This is a genomic window from Collinsella sp. CLA-AA-H167, assembly GCF_040095305.1.
GTDB lineage: Bacteria > Actinomycetota > Coriobacteriia > Coriobacteriales > Coriobacteriaceae > Collinsella.
The window spans coordinates 26,926-46,268 of the sequence record NZ_JBBNGA010000016.1 but is presented as its reverse complement, the minus strand read 5'-3'; the positions used below and the strand labels follow the sequence as shown (position 1 = coordinate 46,268).

Annotated in this window: 12 protein-coding genes; 8 read left to right on the top strand and 4 right to left on the bottom strand. The window is 58.3% G+C overall.

What is annotated here, in order from left to right:
- The first annotated feature begins 249 nt into the window (after window positions 1-249).
- The 3 genes from coaE to uvrB are packed head-to-tail and all read left to right on the top strand — an operon-like array spanning window position 250 to window position 3,757.
- Window positions 250-891, top strand: coding sequence for a dephospho-CoA kinase (gene coaE / locus AAAT03_RS09275; RefSeq protein ID WP_117564883.1), 642 nt, complete (start codon window positions 250-252; stop codon window positions 889-891).
- Window positions 884-1,465, top strand: a complete 582-nt coding sequence (locus AAAT03_RS09270; RefSeq protein WP_089573603.1) for a lytic transglycosylase domain-containing protein — start codon at window positions 884-886, stop codon at window positions 1,463-1,465. Before coaE ends, AAAT03_RS09270 begins: the two co-directional genes overlap by 8 nt.
- A gap of 51 nt (window positions 1,466-1,516) precedes the next feature.
- Window positions 1,517-3,757, top strand: a complete 2,241-nt coding sequence (uvrB, locus tag AAAT03_RS09265) for an excinuclease ABC subunit UvrB (protein ID WP_349103179.1) — start codon at window positions 1,517-1,519, stop codon at window positions 3,755-3,757.
- Window positions 3,758-3,822: 65 nt separating this feature from the next.
- Here uvrB and AAAT03_RS09260 read toward each other — a convergent pair whose 3' ends face one another.
- The 4 genes from AAAT03_RS09260 to AAAT03_RS09245 all read right to left on the bottom strand — a co-directional run bounded on the left by AAAT03_RS09260 (window position 3,823) and on the right by AAAT03_RS09245 (window position 9,945).
- Window positions 3,823-5,463 carry an FAD-dependent protein gene (locus tag AAAT03_RS09260; protein ID WP_117655644.1) on the bottom strand — a complete coding sequence of 547 codons (1,641 nt, stop codon included), beginning with the start codon at window positions 5,461-5,463 and terminating at the stop codon, window positions 3,823-3,825.
- Between the two features lie 80 nt (window positions 5,464-5,543).
- Window positions 5,544-6,815 carry an NAD(P)/FAD-dependent oxidoreductase gene (locus AAAT03_RS09255; RefSeq protein WP_117564881.1) on the bottom strand — a complete coding sequence of 424 codons (1,272 nt, stop codon included), beginning with the start codon at window positions 6,813-6,815 and terminating at the stop codon, window positions 5,544-5,546.
- On the bottom strand, window positions 6,816-7,646 hold the full coding sequence (locus AAAT03_RS09250; protein ID WP_022094864.1) for an Mrp/NBP35 family ATP-binding protein: 831 nt from the start codon (window positions 7,644-7,646) through the stop codon (window positions 6,816-6,818).
- 145 nt (window positions 7,647-7,791) lie between these two features.
- Window positions 7,792-9,945 (bottom strand): LTA synthase family protein, encoded by a 2,154-nt coding sequence (locus tag AAAT03_RS09245; RefSeq protein ID WP_158555245.1) that lies wholly within the window; start codon window positions 9,943-9,945, stop codon window positions 7,792-7,794.
- Window positions 9,946-10,138: 193 nt separating this feature from the next.
- Between AAAT03_RS09245 and uvrA the strand changes: the two genes are divergently transcribed.
- From uvrA to AAAT03_RS09220, 5 genes are all read left to right on the top strand, one after another.
- On the top strand, window positions 10,139-13,018 hold the full coding sequence (gene uvrA, locus AAAT03_RS09240; RefSeq protein WP_117635941.1) for an excinuclease ABC subunit UvrA: 2,880 nt from the start codon (window positions 10,139-10,141) through the stop codon (window positions 13,016-13,018).
- Window positions 13,019-13,150: 132 nt separating this feature from the next.
- Window positions 13,151-13,651 carry a Cys-tRNA(Pro) deacylase gene (gene ybaK / locus AAAT03_RS09235; protein ID WP_089573609.1) on the top strand — a complete coding sequence of 167 codons (501 nt, stop codon included), beginning with the start codon at window positions 13,151-13,153 and terminating at the stop codon, window positions 13,649-13,651.
- A 3-nt stretch (window positions 13,652-13,654) separates the two neighbouring features.
- Entirely contained in the window at window positions 13,655-15,337 is a 1,683-nt protein-coding gene (gene murJ, locus AAAT03_RS09230) for a murein biosynthesis integral membrane protein MurJ (protein ID WP_349103178.1), read from the top strand.
- A gap of 6 nt (window positions 15,338-15,343) precedes the next feature.
- Window positions 15,344-17,284 carry an excinuclease ABC subunit UvrC gene (gene uvrC, locus AAAT03_RS09225; RefSeq protein ID WP_311774759.1) on the top strand — a complete coding sequence of 647 codons (1,941 nt, stop codon included), beginning with the start codon at window positions 15,344-15,346 and terminating at the stop codon, window positions 17,282-17,284.
- Between the two features lie 365 nt (window positions 17,285-17,649).
- Window positions 17,650-19,263 (top strand): ABC transporter substrate-binding protein, encoded by a 1,614-nt coding sequence (locus tag AAAT03_RS09220; protein WP_117655648.1) that lies wholly within the window; start codon window positions 17,650-17,652, stop codon window positions 19,261-19,263.
- Window positions 19,264-19,343: the final 80 nt, after the last annotated feature.

The window sequence follows — 19,343 nt, the reverse complement described above, 5'->3', positions numbered from 1 at the left end:
CATCGCGCCGAGAGTACTGCGGGGCCAGCCCGTGGGAGGCCAGGGCGCCGCTGACCGGTGGACGGCACCGAGCCGTCGGATGACTTGAAGAAGGGGGAGGCCTCGCGGCCTCCCCCTTTTTTGCGTTTTATAAAGAGCTGTAATACAAGAACTCGCCTTCTTTTAGCTTGTCTTACTGTTTGGCTGTATTTTGAGTCCTTCTTTTGTATTTGCGCGATAATAACTCCCATTGGCGTTAGGGAGGACTTGATGTTTACCGTTTTTGTCTTGGGCAATATTGCTTCGGGTAAGTCGACTGCCTGCCGCTATCTCGAATCTCATGGCGCCATGCTTATCGATCTGGACGAGCTTGCCAAATCGCTGTATGTGCCAGGCTCCGATATCGTCAATGCCCTCGCGGAAGAATTTGGCTGGGATATTTTGGATGAGGAGGGCGGCATTCGCCGCAGCATCCTCGCTTCTCGAGCTTTCGCTTCTCCTGATTCGGTCGCACGGCTCAATGGCCTTGTGCACCCCGTTCTCATTGAACAGCTTTCGCTTAGGATTCTCGATCCGGTTTGTTGTACGGTTTCGTCCCCCCGTTATCCCTTTGCGGTTGTCGAGGTTTCTGCCCCGACTGGTTTTGAGGATGCTTTTGGCCTGGCTGATGAAATTCTGGTTATCAGTGCTCCTTTGGCAGTTCGTCGCGAGCGTGCCATTCATCGTGGTATGGAGTCCTCTGATTTTGATGCTCGCTCTGCATGCCAACCTGATGAGGCTTCGCTTTGCAATCTCGCTACGACGGTAATCGATAATGCGGGAGGCGATAATTCGCTCTTTGAACAACTGGACGCATGGCTTGTGCGCCATGGCTTCGGGGATGTAACGGATAAGGAGGAGGCCGATGCCTAAGACACGTTTCTTTACGTGGTATCGCGTTGCGCCACTTGCCGTTGTGCTCGTCTTCGGCTTTATTTCGCTCGTCTACTCGTATGCTCCTGCCGCCTTCTTTAAGCCTTTGTATCCAATTGACTACGAGGCGTATGTAAAGCAATCGAGCATTTCGCACAATCTTGATCCATATCTGGTGTGTGCTGTCATAAAGTCGGAATCGAATTGGGATCCCGAGGCTGAGTCGAATCAAGGCGCTCGGGGATTGATGCAGCTGATGCCCGAGACTGCCCAGGATATGATTGCCAAGGGTCTTGTCGATGGTAGCGAGTATTCCGCCGACAACCTTAACGATCCCGCTACGAACATCGAGTTTGGCTGTGCGTATCTTTCGTATCTTCTAACGTATTTTAACGGGTCGACTGACAGCGCCATTGCCGCCTATAACGCCGGCATGGGCAATGTCGACGGATGGGCGCAGCAGAGCACGTCGCTTCATAATGCAATCACCTTTCCCGAGACGCAGGCGTATCTGATTCGTGTCAATAATGCCTGGGTTCGCTACAAGACCCTCTATCCCGATCGGTTCGTATAGGACTATGCCTGCCGCCTGCGTATACTGCAGATATATGAGTTAGGAGTATCCATGGCGGAATTTGAAGTTGAGCGTGTTGGAGGAGAGCTCAAACGTTTTGGCGTTGAGGGCTCTGAGGTGCCGTTTGAGGTCGTGTCTCCCTATGAGCCTGCAGGTTCTCAGCCTAAGGCCATTGAGTCGCTTGTGCAGGGTGTGAGGGACGGAGATCGCTATCAGGTTTTGCTGGGCGTGACTGGTTCGGGCAAGACCTTCACGATGGCTAAGACTATTGAGGCCCTGGGGAAGCCGACGCTGGTCATGGCTCCCAATAAAACGCTCGCCGCTCAGCTTGCGAGCGAGCTCAAAGAGTTCTTTCCCAACAACGCTGTGGTCTACTTTGTCTCGTACTACGACTACTATCAGCCCGAGGCGTATGTGCCGCAAAGCGATACATATATCGAGAAAGACTCCTCGATTAACGAAGAGGTCGAGATGCTGCGCCATCAGGCGACCGCGTCACTGCTCTCTCGACGCGATGTGATCGTTGTCGCATCGGTCTCGTGTATCTATGGCATTGGCTCTCCTGAGGACTATGCGGGTCTGGCTCCAAACGTCGACAAGAAGGTGCCGCTCGAGCGCGATGACTTTATCCATGCACTTATCGACATTCAATATGATCGCAATGACTATGACCTAGCGCGCGGCACGTTCCGCGTGCGCGGCGATGTTGTCGACGTGTATCCGCCTTATGCCGAGCATCCGTTGCGGTTTGAGTTCTTTGGCGACGAGGTTGAGCTTATTGCCGAGATCGATGAGTTTACCGGTGAGATGCTTCGTGAGTACGAGGCCATCCCCGTATGGCCGGCATCGCACTACGTGACCGAGAAGCCGAAGGTCAAGGCGTCTCTGAAATCAATCAGTGAAGAGTGCGAGAAGCGTGTGGCCGAGCTCAAGGCGACCGACAAGTTGCTCGAGGCACAGCGTCTGCAGCAGCGCACCGACTATGATCTCGAGATGCTCGAGACCATGGGTTTTTGTAACGGTATCGAGAACTACTCGCGTCATCTGGACGGTCGAAAACCGGGCGAGCCGCCGTTTACCCTGATCGATTACTTCCCTAAGGACATGCTCTGCATCATCGATGAGAGCCATGTGACGGTGCCGCAGATTCGCGGCATGCACGAAGGTGACCGCTCGCGTAAGGTGACGCTGGTGGAACACGGTTTTCGCCTTCCTTCGGCACTCGATAACCGCCCGCTTCGTTTCGATGAGTTTGAGGCAAGGATCCCCCAGTTCATCTACGTTTCGGCCACGCCGGGCGACTACGAGCTGCGGGTGAGCCAGAACGATGTTGAGCAGATTATTCGTCCGACCGGCCTGCTCGATCCCAAGATCGATGTGCGTCCGGTTCGCGGTCAGATTGACGATCTTGAGGACGAGATTCGCGAGCGCGTTGCCCGCAAGGAGCGCGTGCTGGTGACCACGTTGACCAAGCGCATGGCCGAGGACCTGACCGACCATCTGCTTGATGCGGGCATTAAGGTCAATTACATGCATTCTGATACGGCGACAATGGACCGTGTCGAGATCCTGCGAACGCTGCGCGAGGGCAAGATCGATGTTCTCGTTGGCATCAACCTGCTTCGCGAGGGCTTGGATCTTCCCGAGGTCTCACTGGTGGCAATTCTCGATGCCGATAAGGAAGGCTTCTTGCGCAACCGCCGTTCGCTGATTCAGACGATTGGCCGCGCGGCCCGTAACGCCGATGGCGAAGTCATCATGTATGCTGACGTTGTGACCGATTCGATGAAAGAGGCCATCGAGGAGACGCAGCGCCGTCGCGAGATTCAGATGGCATATAACGAAGAGCATGGCATTGTGCCCAAGACGGTGCGCAAGGCCATCAACGACATCTCAAGTTTTATTGCCGAGGCCGAAAAAACCGTGGGTTCCAAGGGACGCTCGAAGGGCGACTCTCTTGGCCATGGCGCATTCTATACGCCCGATGAGTCGGGCGAGGGTGGCGTGCCGGAAACGGTGGCGCCCGAGCAGACACTTGCGGAGCAGTTGGAAGAACTGCCGCATGACGAGCTCGTGCGGATCGTCGAAACCATGGAAGAGGATATGCGTAACGCTTCTGCCGCCATGGACTTTGAGGAGGCGGCGCGCCTGCGCGATGCCGTCGTTCAGATTCGGGCGATGCTCGAGGGTGCGTCTGAGGACGAGACGATCGAGCGCTTACGTTCGCAGGCTCGCAAGGGTTCCACGTTCGCATCGGGCAGAAAACGCCAGGGTGCACGGTTTAAGAAATAGCGAACATGCCCCGAGTTCCCTGCGGAGCTCGGGGCATGCGTCTTTTGCGCGCTGGAATTCGTGCGTTAGAGGTCTGCGATCAGGGCTTCGGCACAACGGATGCCGTCGGTGGCGGCGCTCATGATGCCGCCGGCATATCCAGCTCCCTCACCGCAAGGGTAGAGGCCCGGGGTCGACACGGCATGGCATGTTCGGTCTCGGGTGACGGTGACCGGTGAGCTCGAGCGAGTCTCCACGCCGGTAAGGACAGCATCGGAGCGGTCGTAGCCTCGTAGCTTTTTTCCAAGTAGGGGAAGTCCCAGGCGGAGCGACTCGACGATATGCTGCGGCAGGGCTTCGTCAATTGCCGTCCAGGTCACACCGAGCGGATAGGTGGGCTTTACCTTTCCGGGCGCCTTGCTGGCGCGTCCTGCGAGGAAATCTCCGACGAGCTGTGCCGGTGCGTTCCAGTTGGAACCGCCCAGGCGGTAGGCGGCCGCCTCGCAGGCGCGCTGGAGCTCGATGCCGGCGAGTGGGTCATCGTTGGGAAGGTCCTCAGGCGTGACGTTAACGAGCAGGGCGGCATTTGCGTTGCGTCCGTCGCGGGCATTGAGACTGGCGCCGTTGACGCACAAGTGGCCCTGCTCGGAAGAGGCGGCGACAACCTGCCCGCCGGGACACATGCAAAACGAGAACACGCTGCGGCCGTTGGGAAGATGGGCGACGAGCTTGTAGGGGGCTGCTCCGAGGGCAGGATGTCCCGCCGAGGCTCCGAATTGGGCTCGGTCGATGTCGCGCTGCGGATGCTCGATGCGAACGCCCATGGCAAAGGTCTTTTGTGCGAGGACCACGTTGTGGTCCTTAAGGAGCTCAAAAATATCGCGAGCAGAATGCCCGCAGGCGAGGATGAGGTGCTTTGTCTCGATTGGCTCGCAAGCGGTGTCTTGGGACGATTGGACATCAATACCGGTGATGGCGCCAGACGCGTCGATGCGAATGTCGACGAGCTTCGTTCGATAACGGACGACACCTCCGAGCTGCTCGATGCGCTGGGATATAGCGGTGACGACCGTGGGAAGGATGTCGGAGCCAATGTGCGGCTTGGCATCCCACAGAATATCGCGGGGCGCACCCGCCTCGACGAAGGTTTCGAGGATAAGGCGATGGGCGGGATTTTTGGTTCCCGTATTGAGCTTGCCGTCCGAGAAGGTCCCCGCGCCGCCCAGGCCAAACTGGATATTGCTCTCGGGGTCGAGGATGCGCTCCTTTAGAAAGAGGTCGATCGCCTGCGAGCGGCGAAATGCCGGGTCGCCGCGCTCGATGAGCAAGGGCTTAAGACCTGCTTCGGCGAGCGTAAGCGCAGCGAAAAGGCCGGCGCATCCGGCGCCGACAACGACAGGGCGTTCTTGAGGTACGTCGGAGGCGGGGGAGGGGAATGAAGGCTCATCGTCTTCTATCGCGCGTACGCGCGAGCGGTCACGCTCGGCAACGCTGTCGACCGCTTCTCGCTCGAGGTGGGGACTAGTCAGCTCAACACGAAAGCTCAGGATAAAATGGACGTCTCGTTTTTTGCGAGCGTCGATTGACTTGCGGTGGAGCTCGATGGACTTGATCTCGGAGTCCTTGCAACGTAGGACGCGCTTGGCGACTCGCTTGCCAACAATGAGACAGGCATTTTCATCGTCGGCTTCATCGAGCGACGCGTTGACTTGGGTGATTTCGATCATCGAGGTCTCCTTAGAGGCAAGAAAGAGGCCGTCCGGTATCCCAGACGGCCCGAATGCGTTTTTGATTATAGACTGCGCGGCTACAGGCTGCTTGCAGCGCGAATGCCCGAGATCCAGGCCCACGCAAGGTTAAAGCCTCCGCAATCGGCGTCGATGTCGAGCGCTTCACCGCAGACGTAAAGCGGGGCGTCGACAACGCTGCGCGCGCGTAGGCTGGGTGTTGAGATGCTCTCGACAGATACGCCACCACGCGTGACCTGCGCTGAGCGCTCCTCGGCTGTTCCCTTGACGAGCAACTTAAAGTGCTTGAGGATCGAGACCAGGTGGATGACATCGTTGGAGCCTGGATGGCACTGCTCGAACGCTGTGCAGACGACGCGGGAGAGTTGCGGGGCGAGCATGCCGTCGAGCCAACGGGGATCGCGGGGCGAAAAGCCGCCGAGCAGCTCAACGCGCCGGTTGAGCGTATCGAGCAACTCGTCTTTGGAGAGGTCGGGGAAAACGTCGAGCAGGATCGTATCGCCGTGCTGGATACGACGAGAGAGGTTGAAGACAGCGACGCCCGAGATACCGAAGGTTCGAAACAGCACTTCACCGTCTTCGTGCCAGAGCTCATTATGATTGCGGGCGAGCGTCAAGCGGGCGCGGACGCGCAGGCCATCCAACGTCTTGAGCGCCGCCCGATCGCCAAAGACCGTTGCCGATACGGGGCAGAGGATGGGGCGCAGCGAAGTGAGGGGGAGGCGAAACGTATCGGCGATACCGGTGGGGTTGCCGCCCGTGGCGATAATTACGGCATGTGCCTGCAGGGCCACGTTCTTGCGAGGGACATCAGCGAGCGCTTTCCGAAGCGAGCGGAGCTCCGATTTTCGGTCGTCGTGCTTTTTTGCCTTGAGCGCCCGCGCTGGACGGTCTATTTGGAGTGCCCAGCCTTCGGAAGCTTTGTGCGCCGAGGCAACGTAGGCTCCGCAGATTAAGGTGATACCTAGGCGGTCGCAAACGTTGAGAAGCGCGTCGCGCACCGATTCGGCGCGAAGGGAGCGCGGGTACAGCCGGCCTTCCTCGGAGGTTGTCATGATACCCAGCGAGGAGAAGAAACCCATAAGCTCTTGTTCGGGCTGGGGGCCCATGACGGATGTGACGAATGCTGGGTGGTTATACCGCTGAGGATCGATCGATTCGTTGGAGAGGTTGCAGCGGCCGTTACCGGTCGCAAGGAGCTTAAGGCCGCAGGCGACATCGCGCTCAACGATGCAGACGCTTTTGCCAACGCGTGCGGCCGTAATGGCGGCGGCGAGGCCTGAAGCCCCGCCGCCGATTACCAGGACGTCATAGAAGGCGCTCGCGTTCACTTAGGCCTCGTCGGTCTCGTGCGGGGTAATAGCCTCGACGGCAGAGACTGCCTTGGGCAACATGCCATCGGGCAGCGCGGTCTCGACCTCGCCCTTATCGCAGGCCTCGGCGAGTGCCGGATTAATGGGAAGCTGCCCCAAGATGTCGAGGTTATAGCGCTCTGCGACCTCGGGGAGCTTGCTCTTGCCAAAGACCTCGATCTTCTTGCCGCAGTCGGGGCACTCAATATAGCTCATGTTCTCGACAATGCCCAGAATGGGGACGTTCATCTTCTCGGCCATGTTGACCGCCTTGGCGACGATCATCGAGACCAGATCCTGCGGGCTCGTGACGATGACGATGCCGTCGACGGGCAGCGACTGGAAGACGGTGAGCGCGACGTCGCCTGTTCCCGGAGGCATGTCGACCAGCAGGTAGTCGATGGGGCCCCACGAGGTCTCGCTCCAGAACTGCCTAATGGCGCCTGCGATGACCGGACCGCGCCAAAGGACGGGGTCGGTCTCGTTTTGGAGCAGCAGGTTGGAGCTCATGACCTTGACGCCGTGCTCGGAGATTTCGGGCAGCATAAGGTTGCCAAGGGCATGGACGTGGCGTCCACTCATACCGAACATCTTGGGGATAGAGGGACCGGTGATGTCGGCATCGAGGACGCCGACCTTGTGGCCGTGACGGGCAAGCTCGGTGGCGATGGCACCGGTGACAAATGACTTGCCGACACCGCCCTTGCCGGAAAGCACGGCGATGACGCGCTTGACCTCGGACAGCGTGTTCTCCTCAAATTGCGACGGCGACGTTTGTCCGCCGGCGGCCTGTGCGTGTTCGCAACCCATGTATGACTCCTTTGTATATGCTGGGGCCGGGGCCCCGCGATGTGACACGAGCGTCATTGTACCCTCGTTTGCGAGCGGGAGTCATTTGCGATGCGTTTGGGCCGAGCGTGCTTGCAATACGATGGGCCCAAGCGAATGGGCGGGCTTACTGAACTTTGCTGGCGAACTCGAGGTATTGCATGCGCTGCAGCTTGTCGATCGTCGAGGCGTAGGGGCTGTCTTCCGATTCCAAGTCGTAGCGCAGCCCGTCGGCACCGAGATAGCCGGCGACATTGATGGTGGGCACATCTGACCTTGTCGCAAGCAGGGCCTTTTGGTAATTGGTGAGCGGGGCGCCGATCTTATTAAGGGTAATGGCTGCAATCTCGTTTGCCCCGACGGTGTCGTAGACGTTGAGCTCGGTATTGCCGGCGATCTCATAGTTAGCCCAGACGAGATATGTCGACTGATAGATACGGAAAGCGTGGCTTGCCGTATCTTCCTGAGGGTACAGCTCGTCGTTGAGAGTCGTTGCGGCGCTCGGCTGATGGTCGCCAAAAAAGACAAGAACAACCGGTCTGCCGATGTTGCGGAGCTCGTTGATAAAGTACTCGAGGTCCCGGTCGGATGCGTTGATGCAGGTGAGATAGGTGTTGAGCGCGCTGTTGGCGCCTTCGCTGGCTCCCTCGACCCAATAGTTTGTCAGCTCTTCGGCGGGAACGGTGCCATAGTCGTAGCCGCCGTGATTTTGCATCGTGACGTCAAAGATGAACTGCGGCGCTTCGTCGGTTCTAAGCAGGTCGAGTATCTTGTCGTAGGTGGCGTAGTCGCATACGCCGGCATGGTAATAGGGCGCACCTTCGAAATCGCCGATTGAAAGAAAGTCTCCAAAGCCCAGCTGCTGATAGATTTTATCTCGATGGTAGTTGACGGGGTTTTGCGGGTGCATAGCGGTAGTGGTATACCCAAGCTCTTTAAGGTCCTTTGCCAGGCTGTTTACGCCATTCATCTGATACAGCTGATAGGGGATCTTGCCTAATCCGACAAAGGCCGTTGTCGCTCCGGTCAAAAATTCGAATTCGGAGTTCGCCGTTCCGCCACCGGCGACCGAAGCGAGCATGGTGCCGCGAACAAGTGTGTCGGGAAGCGAGTTGTAGAATGCGGGGCCGGAGTACCCGGCCGCCTGGAGCTGCTCAAAGCACGAAAGGTCGCTAAAACTCTCGTTCATGATGGCAACAATCGTCGGCTTGATTTCATTGAACTGGGCAACGGCCGCCGCGCGCTGTTCGCTCGAGCCATATGTGCTGTCGTAGACGGCGGCGAGCTCCTGCTCGATGCTCTGCGCCTCATCGGGCGTATAGTCTTCGGGCTTCTCAATGGGCAACTCGTTGACCATTTCGGTGAACGAAGTGATAAAACCCTGAGACGCATACGTGGTGATGGGCTGCCAACGGTCAAATCCAAAATCCAGCGCCTGCTCCAAGTCGATGTTGGAAAAGCCTGAGAGCCCCACAACGGTCACTAGCAGAAAAGCACAGAGGTTAGCGGCGATAGCGGGGAAGACATGGGTGGGCGTACGGAGCTTTCGCGGTCGGATGAGCGAAAGAAGCCCCAGGGAAATCTCCAGCAGGGCGAGAGAGGTTACGATTCCGGCGGTAAAGGTAAACTCGTATCCCTCGCTCACTTCCATTGCGGTGCCAAGGGCCAAGATATCGCTTGGCAGGATGGCTTCGCCTTTAAACGTTATGACGAAGTGCTCGGCAATGCCAAGGACGCAACAGACGACGGGCACGAGGACCATGACGCCTCCATGACGCTGTCCCAGCAAATAAAGGGAGAGCAGAACCGTCGCGAGCAACCCGACGGAAAACCCGAATGAGTTGGCGGGAATGCGATAGAACGTTTCGTTGCAGGCAATTTCGATTGAAACGAACGAGAGCGCTGAAACAGCGGCGATGACAAGGATGTCGCGGCAAATACAGGCAACCGTTCCCGTCGCAAGGTCGGTTTGGTCGATAAGTCCCGAAACCAAGGGCTCGACAAGAAGCATGACGGCGGCAGCACCGAGCGCCGAATAAGAAAGGACCCATAGGGAGCTGCCCTCATTTACGAGCGATTGATTCGTAATCCATGCAGCTACCACGCCGAGCGGGATGAGGAGCGTCGCGCACCAAAAGACGCGGGCAATGGGTGGCTTTTCGTTGCGTTTGATTGAAAAATACACGCGCACGACGACGGCGGCCACGATAAGGACGGCGATGAATATGGGCAGATTGGCCATGTCGCTCGAAGTGATTTCAAGGGGGATATCTTCGGTCATGGACGTTCCTCTGGTACAGCAAATTAAGTTCAGTATTAGATTACTGTAACCTTTCCACGGCATTTCGAGAAACAAAGCGCCCGATACGCAAAGCTAAAGGTCTGCGAATCTTGTATTACGAACATCTGTGCGCGTCGAGTGCGCTAAACTCATCGGCAGTATGATTCGATGCAATAGGAGGCAAGGAGCTTCCATGTCTGATTCCTCTATCGTTATTCGCGGCGCTCGTGAGCACAACCTCCGTGATATCGATGTTTCCATTCCGCGTGACCAACTCGTGGTCATTACCGGTCTTTCTGGCTCGGGCAAGAGTTCGCTGGCATTCGACACTATCTATGCCGAGGGCCAGCGTCGATACGTCGAGAGCCTTTCGAGTTATGCGCGCCAGTTCTTGGGCCAGATGGACAAACCCGACTTGGATTCAATCGACGGCCTTTCGCCGGCGGTGTCGATCGACCAAAAGACGACATCTAAAAACCCTCGCTCGACGGTTGGCACCGTAACCGAGATTTATGACTATCTGCGTCTGCTGTTCGCCCGTGTGGGCACCCCGCACTGTCCCGAATGCGGCCGCGTCATTGAGCGCCAGACGACCGACCAGGTCGCCGATAAGGTCCTGGCGGCGGGGGAGGGCCGCCGCGCGTTTGTGCTGGCACCGGTGGTGCGCGGGCGAAAAGGCGAGTACACCAAGCTGTTTGAGGACCTTCGCGCCGAGGGCTTTAGCCGCGTGCGTGTCGACGGCGAGGTTCGCTCGCTTGATGACCCTATCGATTTGGATAAGAAATTCAAGCACGATATCGAGGTCGTGGTCGACCGCATCGTGATTCGCGAGAACTCGCTGGGCCGTATTGCCGAGTCCGTTGAACAGGCGACTGCGCTGGCGCACGGCAATGTGAACGTATACTTGCTGCCCGACCGCGACGCTCCCGAGGGGACCGAAGGCGAGTTGCTGGAGTATTCGCTGGCGTTAGCGTGCCCGGAGCATGGACACTCCATCGATGACCTGCAGCCGCGTGATTTCTCGTTCAACGCGCCCTATGGCGCGTGCCCCGAGTGCGATGGCCTGGGCTTTAAGAAGACGGTCGATGCCGAGGCCCTAATCGAAGACCCCTCGAAGTCGATCGCCGACGGGGTCTTTGGCAGCCTGTTTGGCAACTCTAACTACTATCCGCAGATTTTCGCTGCGGTCTGCAAACACTTTAAGGTGAGCGTCGATACGCCGTGGGAGGATCTGCCTCCGCGGGTGTGTCGTGCGTTTTTAGACGGCATGGGCGACCAGAAGATTTCGGTCGACTATCAAAAGCTCGATGGGCGCCGCAGCCAGTGGGACACCAAGTTCTCGGGTGTGCGCAATATCCTGTACGAGCGCTATACCGAGACGACGAATGAGAACACCAAGGCGCGCTTGGAGAAGTACATCCGCGAGGAGCCGTGCTCGAGCTGCCACGGCGCTCGTTTGCGCCCCGAGATGCTCGCCGTCACCGTGGGCGGCAAGTCCATTTACGAGGTTTGTTGTCTGTCGTGCCGTGAGTCGCTCGAGTTTTTTGAGGGCCTGGAACTCACCGAGCGCCAACAGTTTATCGGCGGACGCATCGTCAAGGAAATCCTGGAGCGCCTGCGTTTTCTGGTCGATGTCGGACTCGACTATCTGACCCTCGATCGTGCCTCGGCGACGCTTTCCGGAGGCGAGGCCCAGCGTATTCGCCTGGCAACGCAGATCGGCGCCGGCCTCATGGGTGTCCTGTACATTTTGGACGAGCCATCGATTGGCCTCCATCAGCGCGATAACGAGCGCCTGATCAAGACGCTTGAGCGCCTACGCGATATCGGCAATACCGTCATCGTCGTCGAGCATGATGAGGATACGATTCGTGCTGCCGACTATGTGATCGACATGGGCCCCGGCGCGGGCGTGAACGGCGGACACGTAGTCGCGGCGGGAACGCCTGCCGATATCATGGCGTGTCCCGAGTCGATGACGGGCGCTTATCTGACCGGCAAACGAATGATCCGGGTTCCCGATGAGCGCCGCAAGCCCGGTCGCGGCTGCCTTAAGATCACGGGCGCCCGCGCCAACAACCTCAAAAACGTTACCGCCAAGATCGAGTTTGGTACGCTTACGGTCGTTACCGGCGTGTCGGGATCGGGTAAGAGCTCCCTGGTTACCGACACTATCGCACCTGCCCTTACGAATGCCATTCACCGTTCGACGCGCCCTGTGGGTCCGTATAAGAAAATCGAGGGCATCGAGTGTATCGATAAGGTTATCGATATCGACCAGTCGCCGATTGGCCGCACGCCGCGTTCCAACCCTGCTACGTACATTGGCCTGTGGGATGATCTTCGCGCGCTGTTTGCGAGTACGCCGGAGTCGAAGGCGCGCGGCTACTCGCCGGGACGTTTCTCCTTTAACGTGAGCGGCGGTCGCTGCGAAGCATGCAAGGGCGACGGACAAATTAAGATCGAGATGCACTTCCTTCCCGATATCTATGTCCCCTGTGAGGTCTGCGGCGGCAAACGCTATAACCGCGAGACGCTTGAGGTCACCTACCGTGGTAAGACCATCTCGGACGTGCTCGACATGAGCGTCACCGAGGCACTGGCCTTCTTTGGGAATATCCCGCAGATTAAGCGCAAGCTCCAGACGCTGTACGATGTAGGCTTGGGCTACGTGAGCCTGGGCCAGCCCGCTACGACGCTCTCGGGCGGCGAGGCGCAGCGTGTGAAGCTCGCCAAGGAGCTTCATCGACGCCAGACGGGCAAGACGTTCTATATTTTGGATGAGCCGACGACCGGCCTTCATTTTGAGGACGTCCGCCAGCTGCTCGATGTGCTGCAGCGCTTGGTCGATGCGGGCAACACGGTGCTGGTGATTGAACACAACCTTGATGTCATCAAGGTTGCCGACCGCCTGATCGATATGGGCCCCGAGGGCGGTAACGGCGGCGGAACCGTCGTGGTTTCGGGCACACCGGAGCAGGTTGCGGACTGTCCGCAGAGTTATACGGGCAAGTTTTTGGCGCCGTTGCTCAGGCGTGACCGGGAGCGTCAGGCTCAACTTGATGCTCAATAAATAGGCGATTCAGTTTATGGGCGCCATCGACTCCTTGTGATTCGATGGCGCTTGCTGTGTCGAAGTGACGTATGCAGCCGAATTGGACATATACTTAATCCTTGCGTCCGAATGCGAGGGAAAGGATATGCCATGGCAAAGGCTGTAAAGACGCCAAAAACCAATGCGATGCGCGAGCTGGAAAGCGCCGGCATTTCCTATGTTCTACATACGTACGAAGACGATGGTGATGAGTCGGCGGGCCTGGGGGTCGCGATTTCGGAGCAGCTTGGCGAGGAGCCCGGACAAGGATTTAAGACCTTGGTCTGCGTGACGCCGTCCAACGACCACGTCGTGTGCTGCATCCCTGTTGCCGACGAGCTCGATCTAAAGTCCGCCGCGCGTGCCGCGGGGGAGAAGTCCTTGGCCATGATGCATGTGAAGGATTTGCTTGCGGCGACTGGCTACGTTCGCGGCGGCTGCAGTCCGGTCGGTATGAAAAAACGCTACCGGACGCTCATTGATGAGACATGTGTCCTTTGGGATACCATTTTTATTTCGGGAGGCAAGCGTGGTTATCAGCTTGAGCTTGCACCCGATGATTTAATTGCATTTTGCGGGGCGACGGTCGCCCCGATTACGAGAGAGGACTGAGCGATGCCGCAGGAAGAATTGAAGTGCGGAGCTCATTTTGCAAAAGAATCTGCGCCTCAGACACTCTCATCCGAAGCTTCTTCGTCGCGAGACGACACTGACGACATGGGCTCGTCGGACTACTCCACGGTTGGTCGTTCCGCCGGGCTTATGACCATCCTGACCATCGTGTCTCGCGTCACCGGCTTTATCCGCACATGGGCAATGGCGGCCGCTATCGGCATGTCGCTGCTCTCGTCCTCCTATCAGGTCGCCAACAACCTGCCCAATATGCTCTACGAACTCGTGATGGGCGGCATGCTCGTGACGGCGTTTTTGCCCGTGTACATGGGCGTGAGGCGTGAGCAGGGTCGCGAGGCCTCGAACGAGTACGTGGGCAACCTGCTCGGTATTCTGCTATTGGTGCTGGGTGGCATTTCGTTGCTGGGGACCGTGTTCGCTCCGGGCTTTATTTGGACGCAATCGTTCCTTTCGGGTGACGGCGGCAGCATGGATACCGCTGCGTTCATGTTCCGTTTCTTCGCCATCCAGATTCTGTTTTATGGTTTGGGCTCGGTGTTCTCGGGCGTTCTCAACGCACACCGCGACTACTTCTGGTCGACGTTTGCCCCGGTCCTCAACAATGTGATCGTCATTGCGAGCTTTATGGGCTTTGCGCCCGTGTCCGCACAGTTTGGCGAACGTGCCGGCATCATCTTGATTGCGGCCGGTACGACCCTCGGTGTCTTTGTTCAGATGGCTTGTCAGATCCCCGCGCTTGGCAAGCACGGCGTGCATCCCCATATCCATATCGACTTTAAGGACCCCGCACTGCGCCAGACGATTGCGCTCGGTATCCCGACGCTGCTCGCCACGGTGTGCATGTTTGTCTCGACTTCTATCACCAACGCTGCTGCGCTGGTGGTCCAGCCCGAGACTGGTCCTTCCGTCATCGCCTATGCGCGCCTGTGGTACACGCTGCCCTACGCGCTGATTGCCGCCTCGCTTTCGACGGCGCTCTATACCGAGCTCTCTCACGACGCACAGGAGAAGGATTACGACAGCGTTCGCACGGGCATTTCGCGTGGCGTCGCCCAGATGCTGTTCTTCCTGGTTCCGTTCGCGCTGTACCTGATTGTCTTCGCGCGTCCGCTCAACATGATCTACTGCGCTGGCAAGTTCGATGAGTCCGGCGTGGCGCTGGTGTCCGAGTTCCTTGTCTACCTGGCGTTCTCGCTGCCGCTCTACGGCGTGGTCGTGCTGATGCAGAAGAGCTTCTCTGCCTTGCTCGACATGAAGCCCTATAGCCGCTATTGCCTGTATTCCGCCATCGGCCAGGCCGGCTCGGTTCTGCTGTTTGGCGTTGTACTGGGCTTCGGTATGCCGGCAATCGCGCTTTCGTATGTCGTCGACTACGTGATCTTGGTCGGTTGCTCGCTGTGGTGGCTGCGTCGTCGTCTGCGTGGTCTTCAGGTTAAATCTATCCTGCATGGCGGTTTCTTTGGCCTTTTGCTCGGTGGCCTGGGTGCTGCCGCAGGCGCCGGCGTCATGTGGGCGCTTGAGCACTTTGTCGGGGCACTTGGCGGCTCGATTCTGATTACTCTTGGCTACGTTTGCGTTGCGGGTGTCGTCTCGCTTGCTGTTACCTTTGGCCTTGCCGTCGTCCTTAAGATGCCCGAGGTCTCGGCGCTGATTCGTCGCAAGTAGGTGCGCGTGGCCGGTCACGACAACATTCCAACGCTTGCCGAGCAGGTTTCGCGCGTTCCCACGCAGCCCGGCTGCTACCTTTGGAAAGACGCCAAGGGCGATGTCATCTACGTGGGCAAGGCGAAAAACCTGCGCGCCCGTATGCGTCAGTACGTGACGCTGCAGGACGAGCGCCAGAAGATCCCGCTGATGATGCAGCTGGTGGCGAGCTTTGACTATATCGTGGTGGAGACCGAGCACGAGGCGTTGGTGCTCGAGCGCAATTTGATTGGTCAGTACCATCCGTACTTTAACGTCGACCTCAAGGATGACAAGAGCTACCCCTTTATCGCCATTACAAAGGGCGACCTGTATCCCGCTATCAAATACACGCGTGAGCGTCATAAGCCGGGAACGCGCTATTTTGGACCTTATACCGATAGCCGCGCGGCACGTGAGACGATAGATACGCTGCGCAAGGTTATCCCCATCTGCTCCGCATCCTGTGCGGAGTGGCGTCGTTGTCGCCGTATCGTCGAGTCCCACAAGGGCGAGGAAGACATCGTCAATATGATTTGCGCGCAAAACGGGCGCCCCTGCTTTGACTACCATGTCGGGCGCGGCCCGGGTGCGTGTGTCGGCGTGATTTCCCCGGCAGACTATGCCAAGAACGTCAAGCGTGTCGAGCGCTTTTTGTCGGGCCATCGCAAGGATGTCGTCGATGAGCTGACCTCCGAGATGACGGATGCCGCTGAGGCGCTCGACTTTGAGCGCGCGGCACGCGTCAAACGTCGTTTGGAGGTCATCAGGGGTCTGGACGATCGTCAGCAAGTCGTTTTTCCCTCCAGTGTCGATATAGATGTCATCGGTTTCTATCGCGAGGAGACCATCTCCGCCGCTTGCGTCTTCGTCGTTCGCGAGGGCCGAACAGTTCGCACCTGCGAGTTCATTCTCGACAAGGGTCTTGATGTTGACGAGGAAGAGCTCCAGTCGGGCTTTCTTAAGCGCTATTACGACGAGACGGCTGATATTCCAGCTGAGGTCAACCTTTCCGTCGAGCTTGAGGATGCGGAAGCGCTGGGGGAGTGGCTTGCGGGCAAGCGTGAGCGTTCCTGCCATCTCCATAGGCCGCAGCGTGGCGAAAAGCACCGTCTGCTCGATATGGCATCCAAAAATGCGCGCCATGCCCTCATGCGCTACATGATGCGAACGGGGTACGCTGACGACCGCACCAATCAAGCGCTCCTGGAGCTCGAAAGTGCGTTGGCGCTGCCATCGCCGCCGTTGCGTATCGAGTGCTTCGATATCTCTACACTGCATGGCACCTTTACGGTCGCCTCGATGGTGGTGTTTACCAACGGGCGCGCCGACAAGAGTCAGTATCGTCGTTTTAAAATTCAGGCCGAATTGGACGAGGCAAACGACTTCGTGTCGATGTCCGAGGTTTTGGGACGACGTTATGCTCCCGAGCGCATGGCCGACGAGCGCTTTGGCTCGCGCCCCGATTTGCTCGTTGTCGATGGCGGTAAGCCGCAATTGACCGCTGCGATCAAGCAACTTGAGGCTCTTGGGCTCGATATACCAGTTTGTGGCTTGGCAAAGGCCGATGAGGAGGTTTTCGTGCCTTGGGACGAGACTCCCGTCGTGCTGCCGACCGGGTCCGCGTCGCTCTATCTAATTAAACAGGTGCGCGATGAATCGCACCGTTTTGCCATCACGTTCCATCGCGAATTGCGCGATAAAGCCATGACGGTTTCGGTACTCGATGACGTTCCAGGCGTGGGACCCACCAGAAAACGTGCCCTTATGCGCCATTTTGGCTCGATGAAGCGTTTGCGCGCGGCGAGCGAGCAAGAGATCGCGGAAGTTCGAGGCATTCCTGCCGATGTCGCCAAAGCGGTTCACGAGGCGCTCGTTGCATGGAATGCCGAGCGCGCCGAGGCGGCGGCAAAGCAATCCGAAAACTAAACACGCCTCTAAACAACTGATATACATGATTGCGTGATTTTCAATCATTTATTTCACGGCGATTACCAGCCGATTTCGGGTTTAATTGACGCTAAAACGTTTGACTAGCCATGGTGAACAACCCTGCTATCCTGCGGGTTGACGAAGACTGATATCTCACCTCGTCGATACATACTGTCTGGCGAATCGTTTGTCAATGAATTCGGTGAACGGTAGCAAATACCGTTCAAGCGTATGTATGTATCGGTCGCCGAGCGCGGCACCTCAGTTGGGTTCGTCGGTAGGTAAGGTATATATCGTCCGCAAGTTGCGCGGGGGCACGTCTAGGCGCTCCCGGGTAAGATTCTCTATTGATAGGAGAAGACATGGCCATCATCAACAAGGGTATGTCCAGGCGTTCGTTCCTCGGCCTCACCGGCAGCGTCGCTGCTGTCGCAGGGCTTGGTCTCACCGGCTGCGGTGGCAGCTCTAGCGACGAGGGTTCCGCTTCCGGTTCCACCGATTCCGCCAACCGTGGCGGCGGCGTGATCACCGCTGGTTCCGCTTACGCTCCGTCCAGCTTCGATCCCGCCAGCACCGGCTCCGCTGTGGGCCTGGGTGCTAACTGGCACGTCGTCGAGGGCCTCTACGGCATCGATTACCACGACTACAGCACCTTCAAAGAGCTCGCCACCGACGATCCCAAGTCTGTGGACGACACCACTTTCGAGGTCACCATCCGCAAGGGCGCCAAGTTCTCCGATGGCACCGAGGTCACCGCTGACGATGTCGTTGCCTCCTACACCGCTTGCGCCGCTTCCGCTACCTATGCTCCGTTCTTCCAGCCCTTCGAGTCCATCGAGGCCAAGGACGCCAGCACCGTGACGGTCAAGACCAAGGTCCCCAACTTCTCCCTGCTCAAGGATCGTCTGGCCATCGTCCGCGTTACCCCGGCCACCCAGACCGAGGAGGATCGCGCCAAGCAGCCGATCGGCTCCGGCCCCTGGATGTACGACTCTATCTCCGATACCGAGATCACCCTGGTTCCCAACCCCGAGTACAACGGTGAGTATGCTGCCGAGGATAAGAAGATCCAGTACAGCATCCTGACCGACCCCACCGCTCGCGTTACCGCTCAGCAGGAGGGCTCCACGCTCGTTATGGAGCTCGTTACCGCTGACGCCGTCGACCAGCTCGAGAGCGCCGGCTGCAAGATCGATAACGTTCAGGGTTTCGGCACCCGCTTCATCATGTTCAACGTCGCCAAGGAGCCTTGGAACAACGTCAAGGTCCGTCAGGCTGTCATGTATGCGCTCGACACCGAGAAGATGGTCAGCAACACCTTCGCCGGCCTTGCCACCGCTGCCAGCTGCTACCTGCCCAAGAGCTTCACCAACTATCATGAGGCTTCCACGGTGTACAAGACCGACGCCAAGAAGGCTAAGAAGCTCATCGAGGAGTCTGGCATCACCCCGGGTGCCATCACCCTGCGCACCACCGACAACGAGCAGATTAAGGGCATGGCCGCCCAGGTCAAGAATGACCTCGACGCTCTCGGCTTCGATGTGACCATCCAGACCGATACCTCGCCGGCCACCTACGCTGCCATCGACGGCGGCGAGGCCTACGATATCCTCCTTGCCCCTGGCGATCCTTCCTGCTTCGGCGCCGACCCCGACCTGCTGCTCAACTGGTGGTACGGCGACAACGTCTGGATGCAGACCCGTTGCCCGTGGAAGGAGTCCGCTGAGTGGCAGAAGCTCCACGGTCTCATGGACGAGGCTCTTGCCGCCGAGGGCGATGAGCAGCAGAAGAAGTGGAACGAGTGCTTCGACATCATTGCCGACAACGCCGTTCTGTACCCCGTTGTCCACGTCAAGACCGTCTCCGCTTCCTGGGACGATCCGTCCACTGCGCCCAACGGCGAGGCCCTCGATGGCTTCAAGGGCATCGGCACGACGAGCATGTCCTTCAGGGGCGTTGCGACCGTCAAGGCGTAAGACTCGCTTGAGTCTGTATGCAGGATGTCGGTCGTTGGGACCGTATCCTCATAGTTGAAACAAAGACCCGGGCGACCTCG

Bases quoted from the DNA above. Each gene is read 5' to 3' on its own strand.
- coaE (WP_117564883.1), top strand. From the start codon at position 250: ATGTTTACCGTTTTTGTCTTGGGCAATATTGCTTCGGGTAAGTCGACT.
- AAAT03_RS09270 (WP_089573603.1), top strand. From the start codon at position 884: ATGCCTAAGACACGTTTCTTTACGTGGTATCGCGTTGCGCCACTTGCC.
- uvrB (WP_349103179.1), top strand. From the start codon at position 1,517: ATGGCGGAATTTGAAGTTGAGCGTGTTGGAGGAGAGCTCAAACGTTTT.
- AAAT03_RS09260 (WP_117655644.1), bottom strand. From the start codon at position 5,463: ATGATCGAAATCACCCAAGTCAACGCGTCGCTCGATGAAGCCGACGAT.
- AAAT03_RS09250 (WP_022094864.1), bottom strand. From the start codon at position 7,646: ATGGGTTGCGAACACGCACAGGCCGCCGGCGGACAAACGTCGCCGTCG.
- AAAT03_RS09245 (WP_158555245.1), bottom strand. From the start codon at position 9,945: ATGACCGAAGATATCCCCCTTGAAATCACTTCGAGCGACATGGCCAAT.
- uvrA (WP_117635941.1), top strand. From the start codon at position 10,139: ATGTCTGATTCCTCTATCGTTATTCGCGGCGCTCGTGAGCACAACCTC.
- ybaK (WP_089573609.1), top strand. From the start codon at position 13,151: ATGGCAAAGGCTGTAAAGACGCCAAAAACCAATGCGATGCGCGAGCTG.
- murJ (WP_349103178.1), top strand. From the start codon at position 13,655: ATGCCGCAGGAAGAATTGAAGTGCGGAGCTCATTTTGCAAAAGAATCT.
- AAAT03_RS09220 (WP_117655648.1), top strand. From the start codon at position 17,650: ATGGCCATCATCAACAAGGGTATGTCCAGGCGTTCGTTCCTCGGCCTC.